Origin of the sequence: Chryseobacterium cucumeris, from assembly GCF_016775705.1 — a bacterium.
GTDB classification, from domain to species: Bacteria; Bacteroidota; Bacteroidia; order Flavobacteriales; family Weeksellaceae; genus Chryseobacterium; species Chryseobacterium cupriresistens.
Genome location: NZ_CP068760.1, coordinates 4,338,970 through 4,356,739, shown reverse-complemented (window position 1 = coordinate 4,356,739; position 17,770 = coordinate 4,338,970). Strand labels below are relative to the sequence as shown.

Annotated in this window: 23 protein-coding genes; 6 read left to right on the top strand and 17 right to left on the bottom strand. The window is 36.4% G+C overall.

Features of this window, described 5'->3' with window-relative positions:
• Window positions 1-59: 59 nt before the first annotated feature.
• The gene (locus JNG87_RS19465) at window positions 60-449 is read right to left on the bottom strand and encodes an HIT family protein (RefSeq protein WP_047429226.1); all 390 of its coding nucleotides are present in this window, start codon (window positions 447-449) and stop codon (window positions 60-62) included.
• Between the two features lie 57 nt (window positions 450-506).
• Window positions 507-977 carry a transcription elongation factor GreA gene (gene greA, locus JNG87_RS19460; protein ID WP_002981731.1) on the bottom strand — a complete coding sequence of 157 codons (471 nt, stop codon included), beginning with the start codon at window positions 975-977 and terminating at the stop codon, window positions 507-509.
• A 109-nt stretch (window positions 978-1,086) separates the two neighbouring features.
• On the opposite strand from greA, the gene JNG87_RS19455 reads away from it, so the two are divergent.
• The 3 genes from JNG87_RS19455 (at window position 1,087) to JNG87_RS19445 (ending at window position 3,912) form a co-directional block, all read left to right on the top strand.
• Window positions 1,087-1,542 carry a hypothetical protein gene (locus JNG87_RS19455; RefSeq protein ID WP_202840529.1) on the top strand — a complete coding sequence of 152 codons (456 nt, stop codon included), beginning with the start codon at window positions 1,087-1,089 and terminating at the stop codon, window positions 1,540-1,542.
• 9 nt (window positions 1,543-1,551) lie between these two features.
• Window positions 1,552-2,001 carry a D-aminoacyl-tRNA deacylase gene (gene dtd, locus JNG87_RS19450; protein ID WP_202840527.1) on the top strand — a complete coding sequence of 150 codons (450 nt, stop codon included), beginning with the start codon at window positions 1,552-1,554 and terminating at the stop codon, window positions 1,999-2,001.
• Window positions 2,002-2,253: 252 nt separating this feature from the next.
• Window positions 2,254-3,912, top strand: a complete 1,659-nt coding sequence (locus JNG87_RS19445; RefSeq protein WP_202840525.1) for a S8/S53 family peptidase — start codon at window positions 2,254-2,256, stop codon at window positions 3,910-3,912.
• 86 nt (window positions 3,913-3,998) lie between these two features.
• Here JNG87_RS19445 and JNG87_RS19440 read toward each other — a convergent pair whose 3' ends face one another.
• From JNG87_RS19440 to JNG87_RS19390, 11 genes are all read right to left on the bottom strand, one after another.
• Window positions 3,999-4,511 (bottom strand): hypothetical protein, encoded by a 513-nt coding sequence (locus tag JNG87_RS19440; protein WP_137905297.1) that lies wholly within the window; start codon window positions 4,509-4,511, stop codon window positions 3,999-4,001.
• Window positions 4,512-4,571: 60 nt separating this feature from the next.
• Complete coding sequence (locus tag JNG87_RS19435; RefSeq protein ID WP_202840523.1) at window positions 4,572-5,111, bottom strand: hypothetical protein; 540 nt, start codon at window positions 5,109-5,111, stop codon at window positions 4,572-4,574.
• Between the two features lie 53 nt (window positions 5,112-5,164).
• On the bottom strand, window positions 5,165-5,869 hold the full coding sequence (locus JNG87_RS19430) for a DUF1361 domain-containing protein (RefSeq protein ID WP_202840521.1): 705 nt from the start codon (window positions 5,867-5,869) through the stop codon (window positions 5,165-5,167).
• A 6-nt stretch (window positions 5,870-5,875) separates the two neighbouring features.
• Window positions 5,876-7,246, bottom strand: coding sequence for a DUF4153 domain-containing protein (locus JNG87_RS19425; protein ID WP_202840519.1), 1,371 nt, complete (start codon window positions 7,244-7,246; stop codon window positions 5,876-5,878).
• A 38-nt stretch (window positions 7,247-7,284) separates the two neighbouring features.
• The gene (locus JNG87_RS19420) at window positions 7,285-7,602 is read right to left on the bottom strand and encodes a hypothetical protein (RefSeq protein WP_202840518.1); all 318 of its coding nucleotides are present in this window, start codon (window positions 7,600-7,602) and stop codon (window positions 7,285-7,287) included.
• Between the two features lie 9 nt (window positions 7,603-7,611).
• Window positions 7,612-8,097 carry a Coq4 family protein gene (locus tag JNG87_RS19415; protein WP_202840517.1) on the bottom strand — a complete coding sequence of 162 codons (486 nt, stop codon included), beginning with the start codon at window positions 8,095-8,097 and terminating at the stop codon, window positions 7,612-7,614.
• A 6-nt stretch (window positions 8,098-8,103) separates the two neighbouring features.
• Window positions 8,104-8,406 (bottom strand): hypothetical protein, encoded by a 303-nt coding sequence (locus JNG87_RS19410; protein WP_110010689.1) that lies wholly within the window; start codon window positions 8,404-8,406, stop codon window positions 8,104-8,106.
• Between the two features lie 32 nt (window positions 8,407-8,438).
• The gene (locus JNG87_RS19405) at window positions 8,439-8,729 is read right to left on the bottom strand and encodes a hypothetical protein (protein ID WP_202840516.1); all 291 of its coding nucleotides are present in this window, start codon (window positions 8,727-8,729) and stop codon (window positions 8,439-8,441) included.
• 64 nt (window positions 8,730-8,793) lie between these two features.
• A complete protein-coding gene (locus JNG87_RS19400) occupies window positions 8,794-9,084 on the bottom strand; it encodes a winged helix-turn-helix domain-containing protein (protein WP_110010688.1) in 291 nt (96 codons plus the stop codon).
• A gap of 96 nt (window positions 9,085-9,180) precedes the next feature.
• Window positions 9,181-9,798 carry a hypothetical protein gene (locus JNG87_RS19395; RefSeq protein WP_202840515.1) on the bottom strand — a complete coding sequence of 206 codons (618 nt, stop codon included), beginning with the start codon at window positions 9,796-9,798 and terminating at the stop codon, window positions 9,181-9,183.
• Between the two features lie 215 nt (window positions 9,799-10,013).
• Entirely contained in the window at window positions 10,014-10,778 is a 765-nt protein-coding gene (locus JNG87_RS19390; RefSeq protein WP_202840513.1) for an enoyl-CoA hydratase/isomerase family protein, read from the bottom strand.
• 258 nt (window positions 10,779-11,036) lie between these two features.
• Between JNG87_RS19390 and JNG87_RS19385 the strand changes: the two genes are divergently transcribed.
• Window positions 11,037-11,588 carry a phage tail protein gene (locus tag JNG87_RS19385; RefSeq protein WP_110010685.1) on the top strand — a complete coding sequence of 184 codons (552 nt, stop codon included), beginning with the start codon at window positions 11,037-11,039 and terminating at the stop codon, window positions 11,586-11,588.
• Between the two features lie 37 nt (window positions 11,589-11,625).
• Window positions 11,626-12,447, top strand: a complete 822-nt coding sequence (locus tag JNG87_RS19380) for a T9SS type A sorting domain-containing protein (RefSeq protein WP_202840511.1) — start codon at window positions 11,626-11,628, stop codon at window positions 12,445-12,447.
• Window positions 12,448-12,528: 81 nt separating this feature from the next.
• On the opposite strand, the gene JNG87_RS19375 is transcribed toward JNG87_RS19380, so the two are convergent.
• Complete coding sequence (locus tag JNG87_RS19375) at window positions 12,529-13,215, bottom strand: SMUG2 DNA glycosylase family protein (RefSeq protein WP_202840510.1); 687 nt, start codon at window positions 13,213-13,215, stop codon at window positions 12,529-12,531.
• 176 nt (window positions 13,216-13,391) lie between these two features.
• On the opposite strand from JNG87_RS19375, the gene JNG87_RS19370 reads away from it, so the two are divergent.
• A complete protein-coding gene (locus tag JNG87_RS19370; RefSeq protein WP_202840509.1) occupies window positions 13,392-14,069 on the top strand; it encodes a CPBP family intramembrane glutamic endopeptidase in 678 nt (225 codons plus the stop codon).
• A gap of 56 nt (window positions 14,070-14,125) precedes the next feature.
• Here the strand turns inward: JNG87_RS19370 and JNG87_RS19365 are convergent, their stop codons facing one another.
• From JNG87_RS19365 to paaZ, 3 genes are all read right to left on the bottom strand, one after another.
• Window positions 14,126-14,287 (bottom strand): bacteriocin-like protein, encoded by a 162-nt coding sequence (locus tag JNG87_RS19365; RefSeq protein ID WP_202840508.1) that lies wholly within the window; start codon window positions 14,285-14,287, stop codon window positions 14,126-14,128.
• 125 nt (window positions 14,288-14,412) lie between these two features.
• The gene (locus tag JNG87_RS19360) at window positions 14,413-15,138 is read right to left on the bottom strand and encodes an XAC2610-related protein (protein WP_202840507.1); all 726 of its coding nucleotides are present in this window, start codon (window positions 15,136-15,138) and stop codon (window positions 14,413-14,415) included.
• Window positions 15,139-15,256: 118 nt separating this feature from the next.
• Window positions 15,257-17,752, bottom strand: coding sequence for a phenylacetic acid degradation bifunctional protein PaaZ (gene paaZ, locus JNG87_RS19355; RefSeq protein ID WP_202840506.1), 2,496 nt, complete (start codon window positions 17,750-17,752; stop codon window positions 15,257-15,259).
• Window positions 17,753-17,770: the final 18 nt, after the last annotated feature.

Sequence of the window (17,770 nt, the reverse complement as noted above, 5' to 3'; positions counted from 1 at the left end):
TATATATGTATATGTTAAAGAAAATCGTAAAAAATTACTTTTTTACGATTTTCTGGTTGTTAAGAATTAATAATTGAGTGTTGAATCTCTGTATATTCTTCGTTCGTTAATTTTAATCTTTCATTTCTGAAATTCATGTCTTCCATCTTATTTAAAGGAATCAGATGGATGTGTGCATGAGGAACTTCAAGTCCCACCACCGCTACTCCTACTCTCACACATGGAACTGCAGTTTTGATCTTCTTGGCTACCTCTTGGGCAAATCCCCAAAGGTTTTTGTATTCTTCACTTTCAAGATCAAAAATCAGATCCACTTCTTTTTTAGGTACAACTAAAGTATGTCCCTTCACCAAAGGCATTGCGTCTAAGAATGCAATAAAGTTTTCATTTTCGGCAATCTTATAAGAGGGAATTTCGCCATTAATGATTTTCGTGAATATAGTGCTCATTTTATCAGAAGTTTGGGTTAGATAATTAGAAGTTTAGAAATAGAAAGGGATATCAGACTATAAAGAAATGTCTAATACTTCGAAAGACAGTTTGTTTCCGTTAGGTAAAGTAATTTCAGCAGTTTCACCAATAGCTTTTCCCAACAGACCTTTTGCGATAGGGGTGTTCACAGAAATCTTCCCTGTCTTCAGGTCGCTTTCATTATCCGGTACCAATGTAAATACCTGCTCCTGCTTGGTAGCATTATTTTTAAGTTTCACTGTTGTTAAGATTGAAACTTTTGAAGTATCTAATTGGCTTTCGTCTATAATTTTAGAAGTAGAAATAACATCTTTCAGCTTGGAAATTCTCATTTCAAGCATCCCCTGAGCCTCTTTAGCCGCATCATATTCTGCATTTTCCGATAAATCTCCTTTATCTCTTGCTTCTGCGATCTGCTGAGTAATTTTTGGTCTCTCTACAGTTTCCAACTGTTCCAGCTCAGCTTTCATTTTCTCTAGGCCCTCCTTAGTTACATAGCTTGCCATAATTTTCAAAATTTAGTTTTAGTATAAAAAAATAATCCGACATTTGCCGGACAATGTTTTCGTGTTGTAATCGTTTAATTTTTACAAATATATAAAAATTTAAATTGAAATGAAAAAAACTTTTTCAATCTTATCTATTTTCATTTTATTGATTTTCAGTAATTTAACCATAAACTCATGTGGAAGCAGAGAAGATACCGTAACCTGCTTTCCCAATGTTCCCATCAATGTATCGCTTAATTTAAACCTGCCTGCTTACTACGTTTTGAACAATATCAACGGCTGGATTTATGTGAACGAACAACAATCGGGAACCAGAGGATTGATTATTGTCCGGACAGCCAACGGATTTAAAGTGTATGACAGAAATGCTCCGCATATATGTCCTGGTAACAATACAACTCTTGAGGTAAAGGATAATATTGCCATTATATGTCCTGAGGATAATACAAGATGGATTTTAAGTACCGGGCAGCCGGAATCAGGTGCAAAAACATCTCTGCCGCCTAAAACTTATCCTTACAGTTACGATGCAGCAAGTAAAACCTTAAATGTTTATTATTAAAACTATAAGATGAAGATCGTTATACAAAGAGTCTCCGAAGCCAGCGTACAAGTAGACGGAAAAATTGTGGGTGAAATCGGGAAAGGACTGATGCTGCTGACAGGTATCGATGAAAATGATGAAAAAGCTGATGCAGACTGGCTTGTACAGAAGGTTTTAAACCTTAGAATCTTTGGTGATGAAGATGACAAGCTTAATCTGTCTGTGAAGGATATTTCAGGAGAAATTCTTTGCATCAGCCAGTTTACATTAATTGCAGATTATAAAAAAGGCAACAGACCTTCTTTCATAAAGGCTGCAAAACCGGATAAAGCTGTACCGCTTTTTGATTATTTTAAGGAAGAAATAGCTAAATCGGGATTAAAAACCGAAAGCGGAATCTTTGGGGCCGATATGAAAGTATCCCTGATCAATGACGGGCCGGTAACCATTGTAATGGATTCTATTACTAAAAGTTAAACAGAAAAAGACAAAAGTTCTATATAACACAATCCGTTTCAATACATTGAGACGGATTTTTTTTTGATACACGGGTACTCAATAGTCCTTTTTAAACCTGGCAGGTTTATTTTTTGTAAGCAAAGAAATCCTTTATACAAAAGGCAGGGCTCAAAATGCAAAAAATAAATTCACAAAAACGTGATTTGTTTTTATTTTATTATTATTTTTGGTATAAATCAAAACTGATTTACAACCATTTAACAAAATTATATGAAAACAAAAATCAACCTTTTCGCATTGTTTGCGTTCTGTTCTACTCTGTCATTCGGGCAGGACAGTGAGCCCAAAATGGCTACTGAACAAAGTTCAATTATTTATGTTTGCTTTTCAAAAGGCATCAATTCAGAAAAAACAGCCTTCAGCAGAAACGCTGATCTGGAAAGATTTTCAAGAGAAAATCACATCGCATTCAAGTATGATCTGGACTTCACGGACAGCAAACTTGATGAAATGACCAGAAACAGCAGGGCCATCGGAAATTCCACAGAATCTGTGGAAAAACTGAAAAGAATTTATAAGGCTGATATTCCTCTGCAAAATAAAGAAGCCTCAGAAAAAATCATCCATGCTCTGGAGAGATTTCCTGAAATAGAATATGTTTCCGTAATGAGTGCCGAACCTATCGAACCACCTTTGGTAAATGCTTTTGTGGCAACCCCTGATCTGGAAAGCCTGCAGACCTACCTGAATGACAATCCGGGAATCAACGCCAAATATGCATGGTCCCGAGGAATCACAGGACAGAATATCCGTGTGCGGGATGTAGAATATGGTTTCTATAAAACTCACGAGATGCTATCTAATCAAAACTCCATACAACTGGAACCGGGATATTCTCCGAATGCCGGGCTGGCCAATAATAATTACCGTGATCACGGAACGGCAGTAGTAAGTATTTTAGGTTCTGTAAAAGATAATATTGGTCTTACTGGAGCAGCCTACAATGCTTCTGAAATAAAAGGATATATGGAATGGACAACAGTAGGTTATAACAGAGCTTCTGCCGTGAGCAGATCCATCAATGCTTCTCAGGCGGGCGATATTATTTTATATGAAATGCAGACTGGCGGAAAAGACGGACAATATTGTCCTGCCGAATATGATAAAGTAATCTGGGATCTTACCAAAGCTGCTACTGATTCAGGAATCATTATTATCGCAGCGGCAGGTAACGGGAATCAGAACCTGGATGACCCTTTTTATGCTACCTATCTTGCAAGAGGAAACAGCGGAGCTATCATTGTAGGAGCAGGATCTCCCAATACAACCCATTCAAAATTAAGTTTCAGTACTTATGGAAACAGAGTGGATGTACAGGGCTGGGGAAGCAGTGTGATGGCAGCAGGTTATGGATCTTATGCGAAATATGACAATGATAATAACAGAACCTATAATTATTTCAGCGGTACCAGTTCTGCTACGCCGGTGGTATCTTCTGCGGCAATTTTGATCCAGTCTTACTATCGTCAGACTACAGGTCAGTACTTAACCCCTTCAGCGATGAAAAACCTTTTAATTTCAACGGGGATTCCTCAGGGAGGAACTGTGACCGGCCAAAAGATCGGGCCTCTTCCCAATGTGAAGAATGCGATTCTTCAGCTGGAAAGTAAATTGGCAACCCCTGTTACAGCTTTACCGGCATTGGAAGTTAAAATCTACCCTAACCCGTCCAGCAGCTCTATCGCTATTCAAAGCAAGGAAAATAAAAAACTGGATGTAGAGATTATTAATCTTCAGGGTCGTACGGTTATCAAAAATTCAGTTGTACCAAATGAAAAAATTGATATTTCACAATTACCTACAGGTCAGTACATTATTAATATTAATGAAGGACAGAGAAGGGTTGTTGAGAAATTAACAAAACTCTAAAATAAGATTTTATATACATTTTACTTCACATTAAACCCTCTTACAGAATACTGCAAGAGGGTTTTTAGATAGTATTTTTTATGCACTTATTGGGCAGGAACACTGCTGAAATTCAGCGCTACTTTGATGTTCATATCTGAAGAGGTCTGATTTTTCAGCTCGTACACTGTTCTTACTGTTAAACCAGAACTTTTTACAATTTCATCCAGAAATCCGGTATCATTAAGATCAAGATTTAAGCTGGAAGAATTGGTGGAAATATTGGAGCGCGAAGCGATGAGTCTTTCTCCTGTTCCGTTGGATGAAACGTATATTTTCACAGTTTTGAAAGCACTCAGATTTCCTCCTGAAGGAGAAGCTACAGAGATTTTCGCATCAGAAATTCTTACGTCTTTAATCTTTGCATTGTTATTTCCTCCGAACCAGGTCTGTACATTGGTAGCTGTTGCAGTGGAAGAAACTTCTTTATCTGCAGGAACTCCCGTAGACACCAAAACATTCGTTGTGTATGGAAATGTATTCTGAACCAGCGACTGTACGGTTCCGCAACTTACGAGTACAGCTGAAGCGGCCATTGCTGTTAGAACTATATTTTTCATAATTTTTAAATTTTAAACTTAAAGGTTAGTTTGCAGAAATTGTACCAAATTGATTGAATTTTATTCCACCGCTACCGTAAAACTTCCTTTTGTATTTCCGGAAGCCATATTACTTTTTCCGATAATCAGCCATACTTCACCTTTTCCGGGAGTATCATAGGTGATTTCTCTTCCGAAAGGCCCGTCATAATTTCCGTTTGGAAGTCTGATCTGATTGAACCGGATATTGAAGTCCTTTTCTTTGGTAGAAATTTTTGCTTTGATGGTCGGGCGGTCGTAGTGGGTCAGTTTTAAAATAAAATCCTGATCATCTTTTGTAAATTCTTCCCCAATGGTAAAAGGCAGCTGATTAGCATCCGCCGTTCTTATGATCTGTCCGTCTTTTTCATTTCTCATTACCCCTTTTCGCAGAACTTCCTTAGTGGCCGGAGCATTGTTAATAATGGAGTCTTTCTTTCTTAATGCTGCAGAATCTGTTTTTACCACAGAATCCGGCATTTCTTTTACCACTGTAGAATCCTTCTCCGGAACGTTTGTCACAGCTGGATCTTTTTTACAGGCAACAATAATCAAAGGAATTAACAATAAGCTTTTTTTCATAATAATTATTTTAAGAATGGATCAACATTAATTATGCTGAGCTCATTTAAATGCTAAAACTGTTCCAATCCGTTTAATGATTTGCTTCCCGGCCGCAATTCTTTTTCTTCACTGATGCCCGACCATTTAAATGTAAAGTACATAAAGTTGAGCATAATTCCCATCAAAAGAGTAACACCCCATGTTTTGGTATATTCCATCGGATAAATAAATCTCACTACAATATCAGAGAACAGGCCGAAAGGATTATTAAGTACATCCCAGCTGTTCCATCTCAGAAAACGGCCAAGATAAACTCCAAAGCTGCTCATGAAAAGAAAAAATACAATAATTCCATTGATACTATTTTTTTTCCCGTAATAAGAAAGTTTTTTTTCAATATCATTAAGGCTAATAAATCCGCAGATCAGTCCGGTCCATGCAAAAGAAAGAATCACAATGAGATCATACCAGATCGGGATTGAATTTCTTGCTTTGAGATGAAAAAGATCTGTCAGGATGTAGGGAGAATTGGGAAAGAACAAAATCCAGATTATAATAATAAAGACCAGCGAGATTTTACTTCTGATATTAAAAGCAAGAACAAAAGAACTTAATAATAAAGGAATCCACGCCAGAAAGAGGTTCCAGTTGAGAAACAAAAACACTTTTGTATCACTGATATAGTATCTGAAAGCAGAAAGACTGAAACAGAATATGGTCATCATTATCAACAATACATTAATTTTAAATCTTGAGGGTTCTACAAAGTTTTTCATGATCTTTTATTTTATAGTCTGATAATATAAAATCTTTGAAAGAAAGTTTTTGGATGTTTTGTTTTTCACCTTATCCTGCAAGATCTTTTTAAGTTTCTGATCATTTTTTTCATCTGCATATTTCAGGAGTGCTTTTTCACTGAAGTTGATAGACGTTACATGATAGTTGACCGCAAAATCCTTTCGTTTCATATTCTGGGAAGTAATAAAACCACCCCAGTTGAAGTAACTGCACACAAGGACAGTTCCATAAAAATACCAGATCATTGTATTAACAAGGAAAATATTTCTTTTTTGCTTTTGAATTTTAACATAAGTCAGAACAAGGCCGATCAGTGATAAAAGCAGGAAAGCAAATACACCTAGTCTTTTATAGGTAAATGCATAATAAACAATATACTCATAATTTTTAAGGGCTGCGGAAATAACAAGAACAGCATTAAGGAAAATCCATATTTTGGCTAATACTTTCAGTGAACCTGCTTTTGGATCAAAATTAAATCCTGATTTAAAATAAAACATAATCACAAGAATTGCCATGACAATAGACATAATAACGGCGTTTACTCTCTCATGGGTTTCTTCTGAAAGCTGAACAGGTGTTTTTACAGCTTCATAAAACTGTTCATAATTATAGGTAATAATAAAGAATACCAATAAAACATTCAGCAAGACAAAAGAAATAATTCCGCTTATTCTTTCTGCATCAAGATCAAGAAAGGAATAAGTAGCTTCGGGAATCCGGGATTCTTTGCGGAACTCGTTATCCAGAACATGATTGTTTTTATAGATCAACTTTTCCACTGCATAATTCCAGTAATTAAAGGCAATAAAGAATCCCAGCACAGAGAGACAGAATACCTGCCATAGATTAATATCCAGCTCATAATCTGTGAAAAGGGCTGCAAAATGGTCGCTTCCTGCAGAATATATTCCAAAGAAAACGGAAACCAGCACCAGCGGGATCAAGATAAAAGCGAATGTCTTTTGCCATAATCCTGGAATATTCTTCTTAGGCAGCCATTCATCAAAGCTGAAAAAACGGCAGAATGAAGTACAGCAGTTTATGATAAAAACCGGAATTAAAAAGAGAATCTTCAACCTCTTGTTCTTCGATTTATATCCCAGCAAAAGCAGTGAGCTTACCACCGCAATAAAGGATGGAAAATCTCCGAACCAGGCAAATGCAATACTGGACAGGATACTTGTTCCAAAAAGTGCATGCAATGTTCTTGTTTTATTCTTTTCCGGTGTTTTAAAAAGTGTTAATACGGCATAGACAATTCCAAGAATTCCAAGGTTCAGCCCTACGTCCTGATCATAAAAGACGATGACAAAGAGAAGGGCTGTAAGAAATATATAATGATGTGTTTTCATGAGGTTAATTATTTAAAAGATTGAAAGAATTGAAAGATTTAATGTGGCCAGGTATTGAGATTATCAAAAATTAAGAATAGAGTGAGATAGAGAAAAGTAATAGGAATATTAAGCAGCAATAGAAGAACAGAATTTCCGTTTCTCTTCTTTTCGGAAATATCACTCAGGTATTCCATCAGCTCATATAAAGTGATTAACAGATTCACTACAGCCGCAATCACCACATAGTAAAATCCGAGTATCACGAGAAATTCAGCTCTTGTGATCCAAAATAAAAGCAGCAAGGAGGTACCCAGCAAAAAGGAGATTAAAAATGTTTTTTTTCCCAGCGCACTGAATTTTATTTTTCCCATCATCTTTAGTTTTTAATGAAGAACTACTGTTTCTTTCTGTTGAATAAAGTCTTTCACATGTTCATAATTCTGCCATAGCAATTCTTCAAAATCCCAGTGATGAAAGGTTCTCATATTTTGTCCCTTTTTATACGCTTTGATATAAATTTTCACATACTCCGGCAGGATAATTGTTCCTAATACGATTGCAGCCAGTAGATGTGCATTGAGTTTACCGTTACCAAGGAGCAGATACTGCATGGCAATTTCATCTTCAAAGTTGGTTCCACAGCCGGTAATCAGGTGGTGAACATCATGATTTTCCATTTTGGGGATCATCGAAAAACCGTGTTTTCTATAAAATTCTCCCAATTTTCGGCCTAAAGAATCTTCCCGAAATTCCAACAGTTGTTTTTCATTGAACTGCCACTGCCTTTTTTTCTTTTTGAAATATTTTCTGTATAGTTTTTGAGTTTTATCATACACAAAAAGCAGAAACTGAACACGTATTTTTTTCATAGTGAATTAATTAAAAATAACAAGATTGCATCCTATTATGGTATAAAGTATAGCTATGGGTATATTGATCAGAATTAACCCCGCCGACTGTAAACAGGCTTTACTTGCAGACCGGTCTGCAGCAGCATATATCAACAAAACTGATAGGACAATAATATTGAATATAGTTCCATAAGTAATCAGTAGAAATCCTGAGTCTGCAAACCAATATTCTTTTGTTAGAATGTACCCGAAAAGACAGGTATTTCCGGCTAAAAAGAATAATCCGAATATGAATCTTCCGAAGTATATAATTTTTTGATCTTTCATTATTTCAAGGTTTAATAAATAAAAAAGGTTGATCAGCTTCCAGCAAACGGACTTCCGAAGATTCCTACTGCTAATTCGCCCCAGATCAGTACCAGAGTCAGCAAAATGAAAATGCAGATCATCATTCTCTGATTTTGCTTTTTGATTTTATTTCTAACCATATTGATCAGAAAAGCGGTTGTAAAAAGCAAAGCTCCTGCAATAAGAAAATCTGCTCCTGACCAGTTCACTTCCTTAGAAAATAGATTGCCAACCAAGGGAATACAGAGTATAGCCAATGGAAGGGCATAAATGGCGATTGTTTTTTGTTTCTGTGTCATCATTTTATCTAATTTAAACATATAAAGTACTTTGTAATTCAAAGTTAATTTTCAAAAAAATATAGGACTATCGCCCCAATAATTTTTCCAGTGCATCTAAATGCTCATTAAACGCCTGCCTTCCGCTCTGTGTAACACGATAAGACGTTTTAGGTTTCTTCCCGACAAATTCCTTCTTTACTTCGATATAGCCTGCTTTTTCCAGCGCATTGCTATGGCTGGCAAGATTTCCGTCTGTAATTTCGAGCAGGCTTTTCATTTCAGAAAAATCAACCCAGTCGTTAACCATAAGAACGGACATTATCCCCAGTCTTACACGGCTTTCGAATTCTTTATTGAGCTGATTTATTTTGATCATTTTACTTTATCTTTATTCTGAAACACTGCTAAAATGCAATATGCTTGATTATTATTCCGATTTTCACTACTCAATAGCAAAACCACATCTCATTCATTATTTATACTTCTTATGCATGATCAATCCATACACAATATGCAGAACACCAAAACCAATGGCCCAGAACAGCAATCCCCATCCTAAAAAGAACAAAGAAATAAGTCCCAAAATAATCTCAAGATATCCTAAATACTTTACATCCGTTAATGTATATCGTTCTGCGGCTACCAGAGCCAATCCATAAAAAATAAGCGTAGCCGGAGCAATGAAAACAAAAAGATGATGATAAAGAAGCGCAAGGCAAAAGACACCACCTGCTGCCAAAGGCACTGCAAAGGTAACCAAAAGTCTCTTTGTTGTAGCATCCCAGATCTTCAAACCTTTCTTTTTACTTTTATGAGCTGTAAAAAGATAACCGCTGAGGATTGCAATTACCAGAATAACAATACCAATCAGGACAAGCTCTTTAACCAAGGCAGGTCCCAGAATATTTCTGTCCCCATCAAAATAACTGATTCCTTCCCTCTGAAAAACGCAGTACACATATACAGCACCGATAATAGCCGTTAAACCCGCAACAACTCCTGATAAACCACTTAGCGAAATAAATCTGGAGGACCGCTCCATCATAGAACGGATATGCGATAAGTCTTCGTGATAGTTTTTTGAATCCATAAAAAGAACTTTGAATTACAAAGTTATGATTTATTTTCAATCTTCCAAGTTTTTTTTAAAATTCTGGAAATAATTCTCATAACGATATATTAATTGTTTTATAAGCAGCGGAAAAGCTAAAACTTGTATCCTGACATATAATAATGCACAAAAAATCCGTAAAAACAAAAATTTCTACGGATAGCTTTTGGATTAAAATCCTTTATTTTTATACCTTATTTAGCCCTTAACCTTTCTTTAATAGACTCAATATTTTTCTTTGCAGAATCTTCAAGAATAAGACTTGCACTCATGTGAATTCTTGCCGGCATCAATTCATTGAAATGATCTGTTCCTTCCCATGAAACTTTTTTAATTAATGCTAAAGCATCACTGCTTCTGGATGCTAAAGTCTGCAAAAATTTCTCCAGCTTTTCATCCATTTCTTCAATAGTATCTGAAACCGAATGATAAATATTATGCTGTTCAGCCCATTCAGCAGATCTGAAGTCTGCATCAATGGCCATAGCGGAGAATTGTGACTTACCTATTTTTCTTTCAACATAAGGGCCAATTACAAAAGGGCCTATTCCAAGATTGATTTCTGTAAGTGCAAGAGCTGAGTCTTTAGTAGCAAAACAATAATCTGCCCCGCAGGCAATCCCTACTCCTCCGCCGGTAGTTTTTCCCTGTACTCTTACCACAACAATTTTCCCACAGTTTCTCATTGCATTTAAAACTTTGGCAAAACCTCCGAAAAATTGTGTGGAAGCTTCAAGTTCCTCAATGGCTAAGAGCTCGTCAAAACTTGCTCCTGCACAGAAAGCCTTCTCACCGGCACTTTTCACTAAAATAGCTTTCACTTCTTCTTTTGCCCCTTCTTCAAGGATAGTTTCTGCCAGTTTTTCCAAAATTGCTCCTGGAAGAGAATTACTTTTAGGTGTTCCGAAACTGATTTCGGCAATATTATTTTTAATTTCTGATGCTACAAATTCGCTCATTTTTATTTTTATTGGATTCTTACAAAAATACGAAATACAGCTCGTTCAGAGAAACTTAAAGTATAAATTTTCTTTTCCGAATCCGCAAAATTCAAGACATTATTACGTAGAAATACGGAGTTTTTAATTTGGTATTTTCTACTCTAGTACCTGCCTTTTATTAATTGTTCCTTTGAACTAAGAATTAATAACCAAAAGGCGGAATCTGAAAAGCCTGTAAAAAGAGTAAGAAATCTAAAAAACTAAAAACATATTATCATGGACGAGTACATTGGAATCGTAAAATTATTTGCAGGAAATTTCGCACCTAGAGGCTGGATGTTTTGTGATGGAAGTTTAATAAGCATCTCAAGAAATTCTGCTTTATTTTCTATTTTAGGAACAACGTACGGTGGAGACGGTATCACTACTTTTGCCCTGCCTAACTTAAAAGGACGTATGGCTTTGGGAGCAGGGAATGTAAACTCCGGCGAAAGTTATCCTTTGGGAATCGTATCCGGTACAACACAAAATACTCTTTTATCATCGAACCTCCCAAGTATAGGAGCCGGATTTCAGCTTAAAGTAGCGAATAAGAATGCCAATTCATCTACTCCTACAGCTACCTCAACAATTGCCATTTCAGGAACGCAAGTGGGAAGAGATTTCAATGCAGTACCGAGTTTCGTGAATGATGCCAACCCTGATACAACTATCAATCCGTTAAGTATTTCTTATACAGGACAAGGCTTACCGCTGAATAATATGCCTCCTTACCTAGGCTTAAATTATATCATTTGTGTTGAAGGTATTTATCCGCCAAGGGATTAATATCCACACCATCACCTAACATTTAAAACCAAACATCATGAAAAGCACTACTTTTTTAGCAATCTGTAGTCTGCTCATTTCAATTTTTTCATTCGGGCAGACCAGTACAGAACAATTTGAAACGGAATCGCACGGAAGTACAAGCTTCACCGATAATGGAGTCATATTTAATATCATTTCACATGTAAGTGTTTTTGATATTCAGGGGAATTTCCCGGGAACCGGCTGGAGTGGAACAGCAAATGATAACAGGTACATCGACAATTCGAATAACTCACAATCCCCACCGTCATTCAGCATCAAAACCACTTCCAATTTGTTTAAAGTAAACAGATTCTGGATGTATCTTTCTGCATTGAATCTGGATCTTAATGTTGCAGGAACACTAACTGTAACCGGAAAACTAAGTGGCGTAACAAAATTTACCCAAACAAAAACAACCGGATTTGCAACAAGCTTAGGCAGCACGAATGGATATACTTTGATTGATCTTACCAACTTAAATGGTCAGAATTACTCAAATATTGTGATTGACGAGTTACAAATCACAGCAAACGGAGCTTTCCGATATGTAGGCTTCGATGCCTTCACCTGGGTAAAAGACAGCAATCTGGTACTGGGGACTTCGGAAGCTAAAAGCACCAAAAAAGACCTGACTGTTTATCCTAATCCAACCAACGGACCTCTTTCTATTACAACAGAAAAAGCAAGTGAAGCTAAGATCTACAACCTGGATGGTAAAATGCTGAAAACTATTCAAACTCAAAAAGGAAATAATGAGGTTAATATTTCAGAACTTCCAAAAGGGGTTTATATTATTAAAACAGCAACAGAATCTACCAAAGTTATTAAAAACTAATATCAGAAAATTTTATAAGTTCCATATCCCACAAAGATTCTAATTCATGAATGACAAATCCCTTTTAACGAAGGGATTTTGTCATTTTCTCAAAGCTAAAATGTACTTGTCTATATAAAGCTGTTTTTCTTTTGATTTGTACTGCTGGATATATCTTGGATGCTCCAGAACGGTCATCGTCTCAAAGAGTTGGGTTTCTTTGTTTAATTGTGAAATGAATTCGGCATTCTTTTTACCCAGAACAAAAACTTCTGAGGTATCCAGATTAAGGCTGATATGCTTCTTCAAAGATTCGATCATAAAGTCTTTGACTGAATTGAAGAGTTCTTTATCATCATAATAGTTGGCATTGAGCCAGCCGTTTTTTGTTTTTCTTACAATAGCCAGCGGAAATGGAGAATTGATATAAATATCTTTATAGAAAAGATCAGTACCACCATAGTCTTCAATCATATCATACATGAAAACGGAAGAAACTTCATGGGTACGGGCAGATTTCATTTTGATTCCGCAGACATTTTCCAGTCTTTTTGTATCGGTAAACGGAACTCCAGTTACTCCCGCGCCATGGCGGCTGGGATTGATTCCGATGATGAATTTCCTCTTAGCTGAATCATCGTAGAATTTATGATAAAACTCTTCCATCACCTTCAACGTCTCAGGATTATCCAGATAAGGATTCAGGACTTGAAAATCATCAGGAAGATTTCCTGTGAAACTAAGGTTTTTGTTGAAATCTATCACATGATCCGCAAAAGTTTTATCCATGAAATCATTTTTATTGTAAAGTAACAAAATTATCCTGTTGCTCAAACCTTTTATCATCATCCTGTCAAGGTTTAAAGTCTTGAACGATAAATATTTTAAAGAAACTTTTCGCATCCGTTTTTTTATTATATTCGTTTTCAATAAGATAACACTTATTCAATTAAAACTTCTAACCTATGATTGGAATTATTATTGAGCTTATCATTTCGTGGCTTCTCCTGAGGTTCATCGCAAAAAAGGACCTTTCTGTTTTAGGATTTAAACCCAGCCAGGCAAGATTGATTAACCTGAGCATAGGTTTTCTTTTGGCAGCTGTAGTATGCAGCGTTTATCAAATCTTGACAACAGCCTTTATCAATAACAGCTGGATACTGAATAAGCCAATATCATTTTCTGCAGCATTGATGAGCTTATGGTGGATTGTAAAGTCTGTTTTGTTTGAAGAATTACTTTTCAGAGGGGCTTTGCTATATCTTGCTATTGAAAAATGGGGAACAACAAAAGCCTGCATTTTATCTGCTGTCTGCTTCGGAGTCTACCACTGGTTTTCTTATAGTGCATTCGGAAATCCTTTTCAGATGGTAATTATTTTTGTAATGACGTCTATTTTTGGGTGGATGCTCGCAGTGTCCTTTGCTAAGACAAAATCTTTGTACCTTCCTATAGGTCTTCATCTGGGCTGGAATTTGTTTAATATTCTGATATTCTCGAACGGACCGCTTGGCAAGCAGCTCCTTATAAAAGCTAATGCAAATCATCTGGAAGGAATCCCTTCATTGCTTGTTTTTTTGTTTCAGATATTCGCGTTACCCATTTTAATGTACGGATATTTTAAGTTTAAGAAAAAAATATAAAAAACTGCCAATCACGAGGAGTAGCAGCTTTGTGTATTGTTTTAAGTTAAAAAAGTCTAAGAATCCGCACAGATATAACATGCTCTGGCAATATCAGGCCATCTTCCAGGAAGACAACAGCTTCCGGGAGGACAAGGATTAAGGGTGCAAGACCAGTTTGGCCCGGCTCCTTTAAGAGATCTCAACTCATGTCTTGAAAGTTTTTTTAAGTTTCTCATAGTGGTTTGTTTTGGTGTTCTCTCCTACTCTGTATGCTTTTCGGATTTCGCCTATTAAAGTTAGTAATTTTTCAAACAAAAAACCATAACTAACTGAAATAATGAATATTTCAATTTATATAAGACTAATATTCTAAAGGCTTATAATTTCTAAAAACCTTATAAAGATCCTTATCATTTCCTGTGAATACTTTTTCTTCAATAACCTTAAACTTGCCTGTAGAATCTTTTTCTTCCACCACTATTTTATCAGAAACATCTACCCGTGCAAATTCATCCAGAGAATCTTTTTTAATTTTTAGAAATACTGTTGTGATAGAGCCTGTTAAAATTACAGAATTGATACACTTTAGTTTTGAATTAAAACTCAGGTTTGGATAATTATCTGAATTTTTGATGTGGATAAAATTTTTATTTTCCGGTTCATACACGAATAAGGTCATTACCATATTTCCTCCTCTTCCTGCGATTCCACTTTGATACGTCACATCATTAAAGCCATCATTATTAAAATCACATATCTGAACATCTAAACCTGTTACTCCATCTTTGATAAATTTAAAAGTATTTTTTAATTCCCAGGTATGAAACATAGATCCTTTACTTTCTACCCAAATATCTTTTAGATCATAAACATTCAAGGTTACAAATACATCACCATTCTTAATATGTCTAAATTTTTCAAACTCTACTTTAGTTTTGCCTTTTCTTCCCACATTCAGACTGTCAACAAATTTTTCTTCAGAATAATAGCCGTCTTTATCTTGTTTTAGATTTCCCGAACAGGAAAAAAGAAATAAAATTGAAAAAGCCCAAAAGACAATGTTAAAAAAGGTTTCTAATGATTTCATGATTAAAAATTTTCTGATTTTATTACTTATGTTAAGGTTTCAAAACTTGGCAGGAGTTATTAAAAAGTCCCTTTCGGTTTAAACCGAAAGGGATTCTAAATTTATATTTTATTTTGAATTAAATCAATCCAAATTGCTGGAAGTGGTGGGTAAAATGCTTTTTGTGCATCAGTTCCCACATTTCTTTATTCAGTTTTCCGAAAACGTAATTCATGTGCTCTGCCTGCGGGTTTTCCTTGTAGTAGATTACAAATTTCTTCAGGTTATCCATGAATGATAATTTTGCGGCTTCCAGATTTTTATGTTTTGGTTCCGGAAGTGAGCCATCCTGAGGAAGGAATGGAGCTGTAAATTCTTTCGGCATTGCTCTGTGATTGTAAAGAGAATCCTGCCATTTTTCAAGATTTTCTTCAGGAGTGAAACATTTTTCTGCTTCGGGTTCTCCAAAACTCACCAATACCGCTTGCTCCAAATGCTCAATCATCTGCTGCGGAGACATTTTTCCCCAAAGCGCAGGAGTACTTTCCGTTAATCCATTCAATATTTTCTGAATATTTTTTACATTCAGATCGATGAAAGGAGATTGTTTTGCTACCAATGTCAGGATCGTTGCTACACATACAATCTCATCTCTTTGGTTTACAACCTCAACCAGCCATTTTACAACACCGGAAGGGATATTTCTTCCTTTTACTCCTCTGTTGATTTTTTCTTTTGCTGTTAAATAAACCGTGATGGTATCTCCGGCGTATACAGGTTTGAAGAAGCTGCAGTCTTCCAATCCGTAATTAGCAATTACAGGTCCTTTTTTGCCTGAAACAAATAATCCTGCTGCTGCTGAAAGGATAAAATATCCATGAGCAACCGTCTTATCGAAAATAGTGCCTGTTAAACTTGTTGCATCTGTATGGGCATAGAAATGGTCCCATGAAACATTGGAGAAATTAACGATATCGGCATCAGTAACAGTTCTTCCTGCTGTTTCCAAAGAATCTCCTACTTCCACTTCCTCAAAATATTTCTGGAAAGGATGTTTGTCTGAGAATTTTTTCTCTGCTCCCTGCTGGTAGATCTTAGTAATAGCTTTCAACACATCCGGTGATCCCTGGATTGCTGTTTTCTGTAAGAAGAAATGAAGACCGCTAAGTCCGCCCATTTCTTCACCACCTCCCGCTCTACCAGGACCTCCGTGCATCAGTGTCGGAAGTGGAGAACCATGACCTGTGCTTTCTTTAGCGTTATCTCTGTTCAATACAAAGATTCTTCCGTGCTGAGAGGCCATTTTCCACGAAGTTTCGGCGATAAAGTTTTCGTCATGAGAAACGATAGATCCTACCAGACTTCCTTTTCCTCTTTTTGCCAGTGCAGCTGCTTCTTCAGCATCTTTATACGGCATCAATGTAGATACCGGTCCGAAAGCTTCTACATCATGAGAGATATTTTTTTCAAAAGGTTTGTCGTTCAGGAATAGTTTCGGACTCATAAATGCCCCATTTTCATAATTGGCATCTACCAGCTCGTGTTTTCCGTCATAGACAAGTTCTGTTTCTGATTTTAATAGATTTACTTTTCTTAAAACTTCTTCATACTGCTGCCTTCCCACCAAAGATCCCATTTTGGTTTCTCTGCTTAATGGGTTTCCGATTTTTGTCTGATCTAAAGCTTTAGACAAAGCATTCTGAACATCACCGATTAAATGCTCAGGAACAATAATTCTTCTGATCGCTGTACATTTCTGTCCTGCCTTCGTGGTCATTTCGTTGCGGACTTCTTTGATGAATAGATCGAATTCCGGAGTTCCCGGTTTGGCCTCTAGTCCAAGGATAGAACAATTCAACGAATCGGCTTCCATATTGAAACGAACGGCATTTCCTGCAATAGAAGGAAGTGATTTCAATTTTCTTCCCGTGTGAGCAGAACCTGTAAATAAAACAGAGTCTCCATCCTGAACATAATCAAGAATATTTCCCGGCTCTCCACAAACTAACTGAACAGCTCCTTCAGGCAATACTCCACTTTCAATCATATCCTGAAATACCGCATTGGTAAGGTAAGATCCGAAAGGAGACGGTTTTACAATAGAAGGAACACCCGCCAGCAAGGAAGTGGATAATTTTTCCAACATTCCCCACACCGGAAAGTTATAAGCGTTAATCTGTACAGAAACCCCTTCACTTGGCGTTAAGATATGGGTTCCCAAGAAAGTTCCGTTGGCAGAAATCTTCTGAGTATCGCCATCTACCCAAAATGAAGTATTGGGAAGCATTCTTTTTGCCAACCCGGAATAGGTAAAGAAAGTTCCGAAACCTCCTTCGATGTCCACCCACGAATCTATGTGGGTAGCTCCTGTTTTGTATGATAAATCATAATATTTTTTCTTTCTTTCTAACAGGTAAAGTGCTACTTTTTTCAACATTTCTCCACGATCGTAGAAAGTCATTGAAGAAAGGTTTTTATATCCTACGGTTCTTCCGTAGTCCAGAGCCTGTTCAAAATTAAGTCCTTCTGTATCGGAAACAGCTACCTGTTCTCCTGTAACGGCATTGTACAAAGGAATTCCGTTTCCGGTACCTTCTACCCATTGTCCGTAGATATAGTTTTTTAACTTTTCCATAAAATATTTAATTTATCA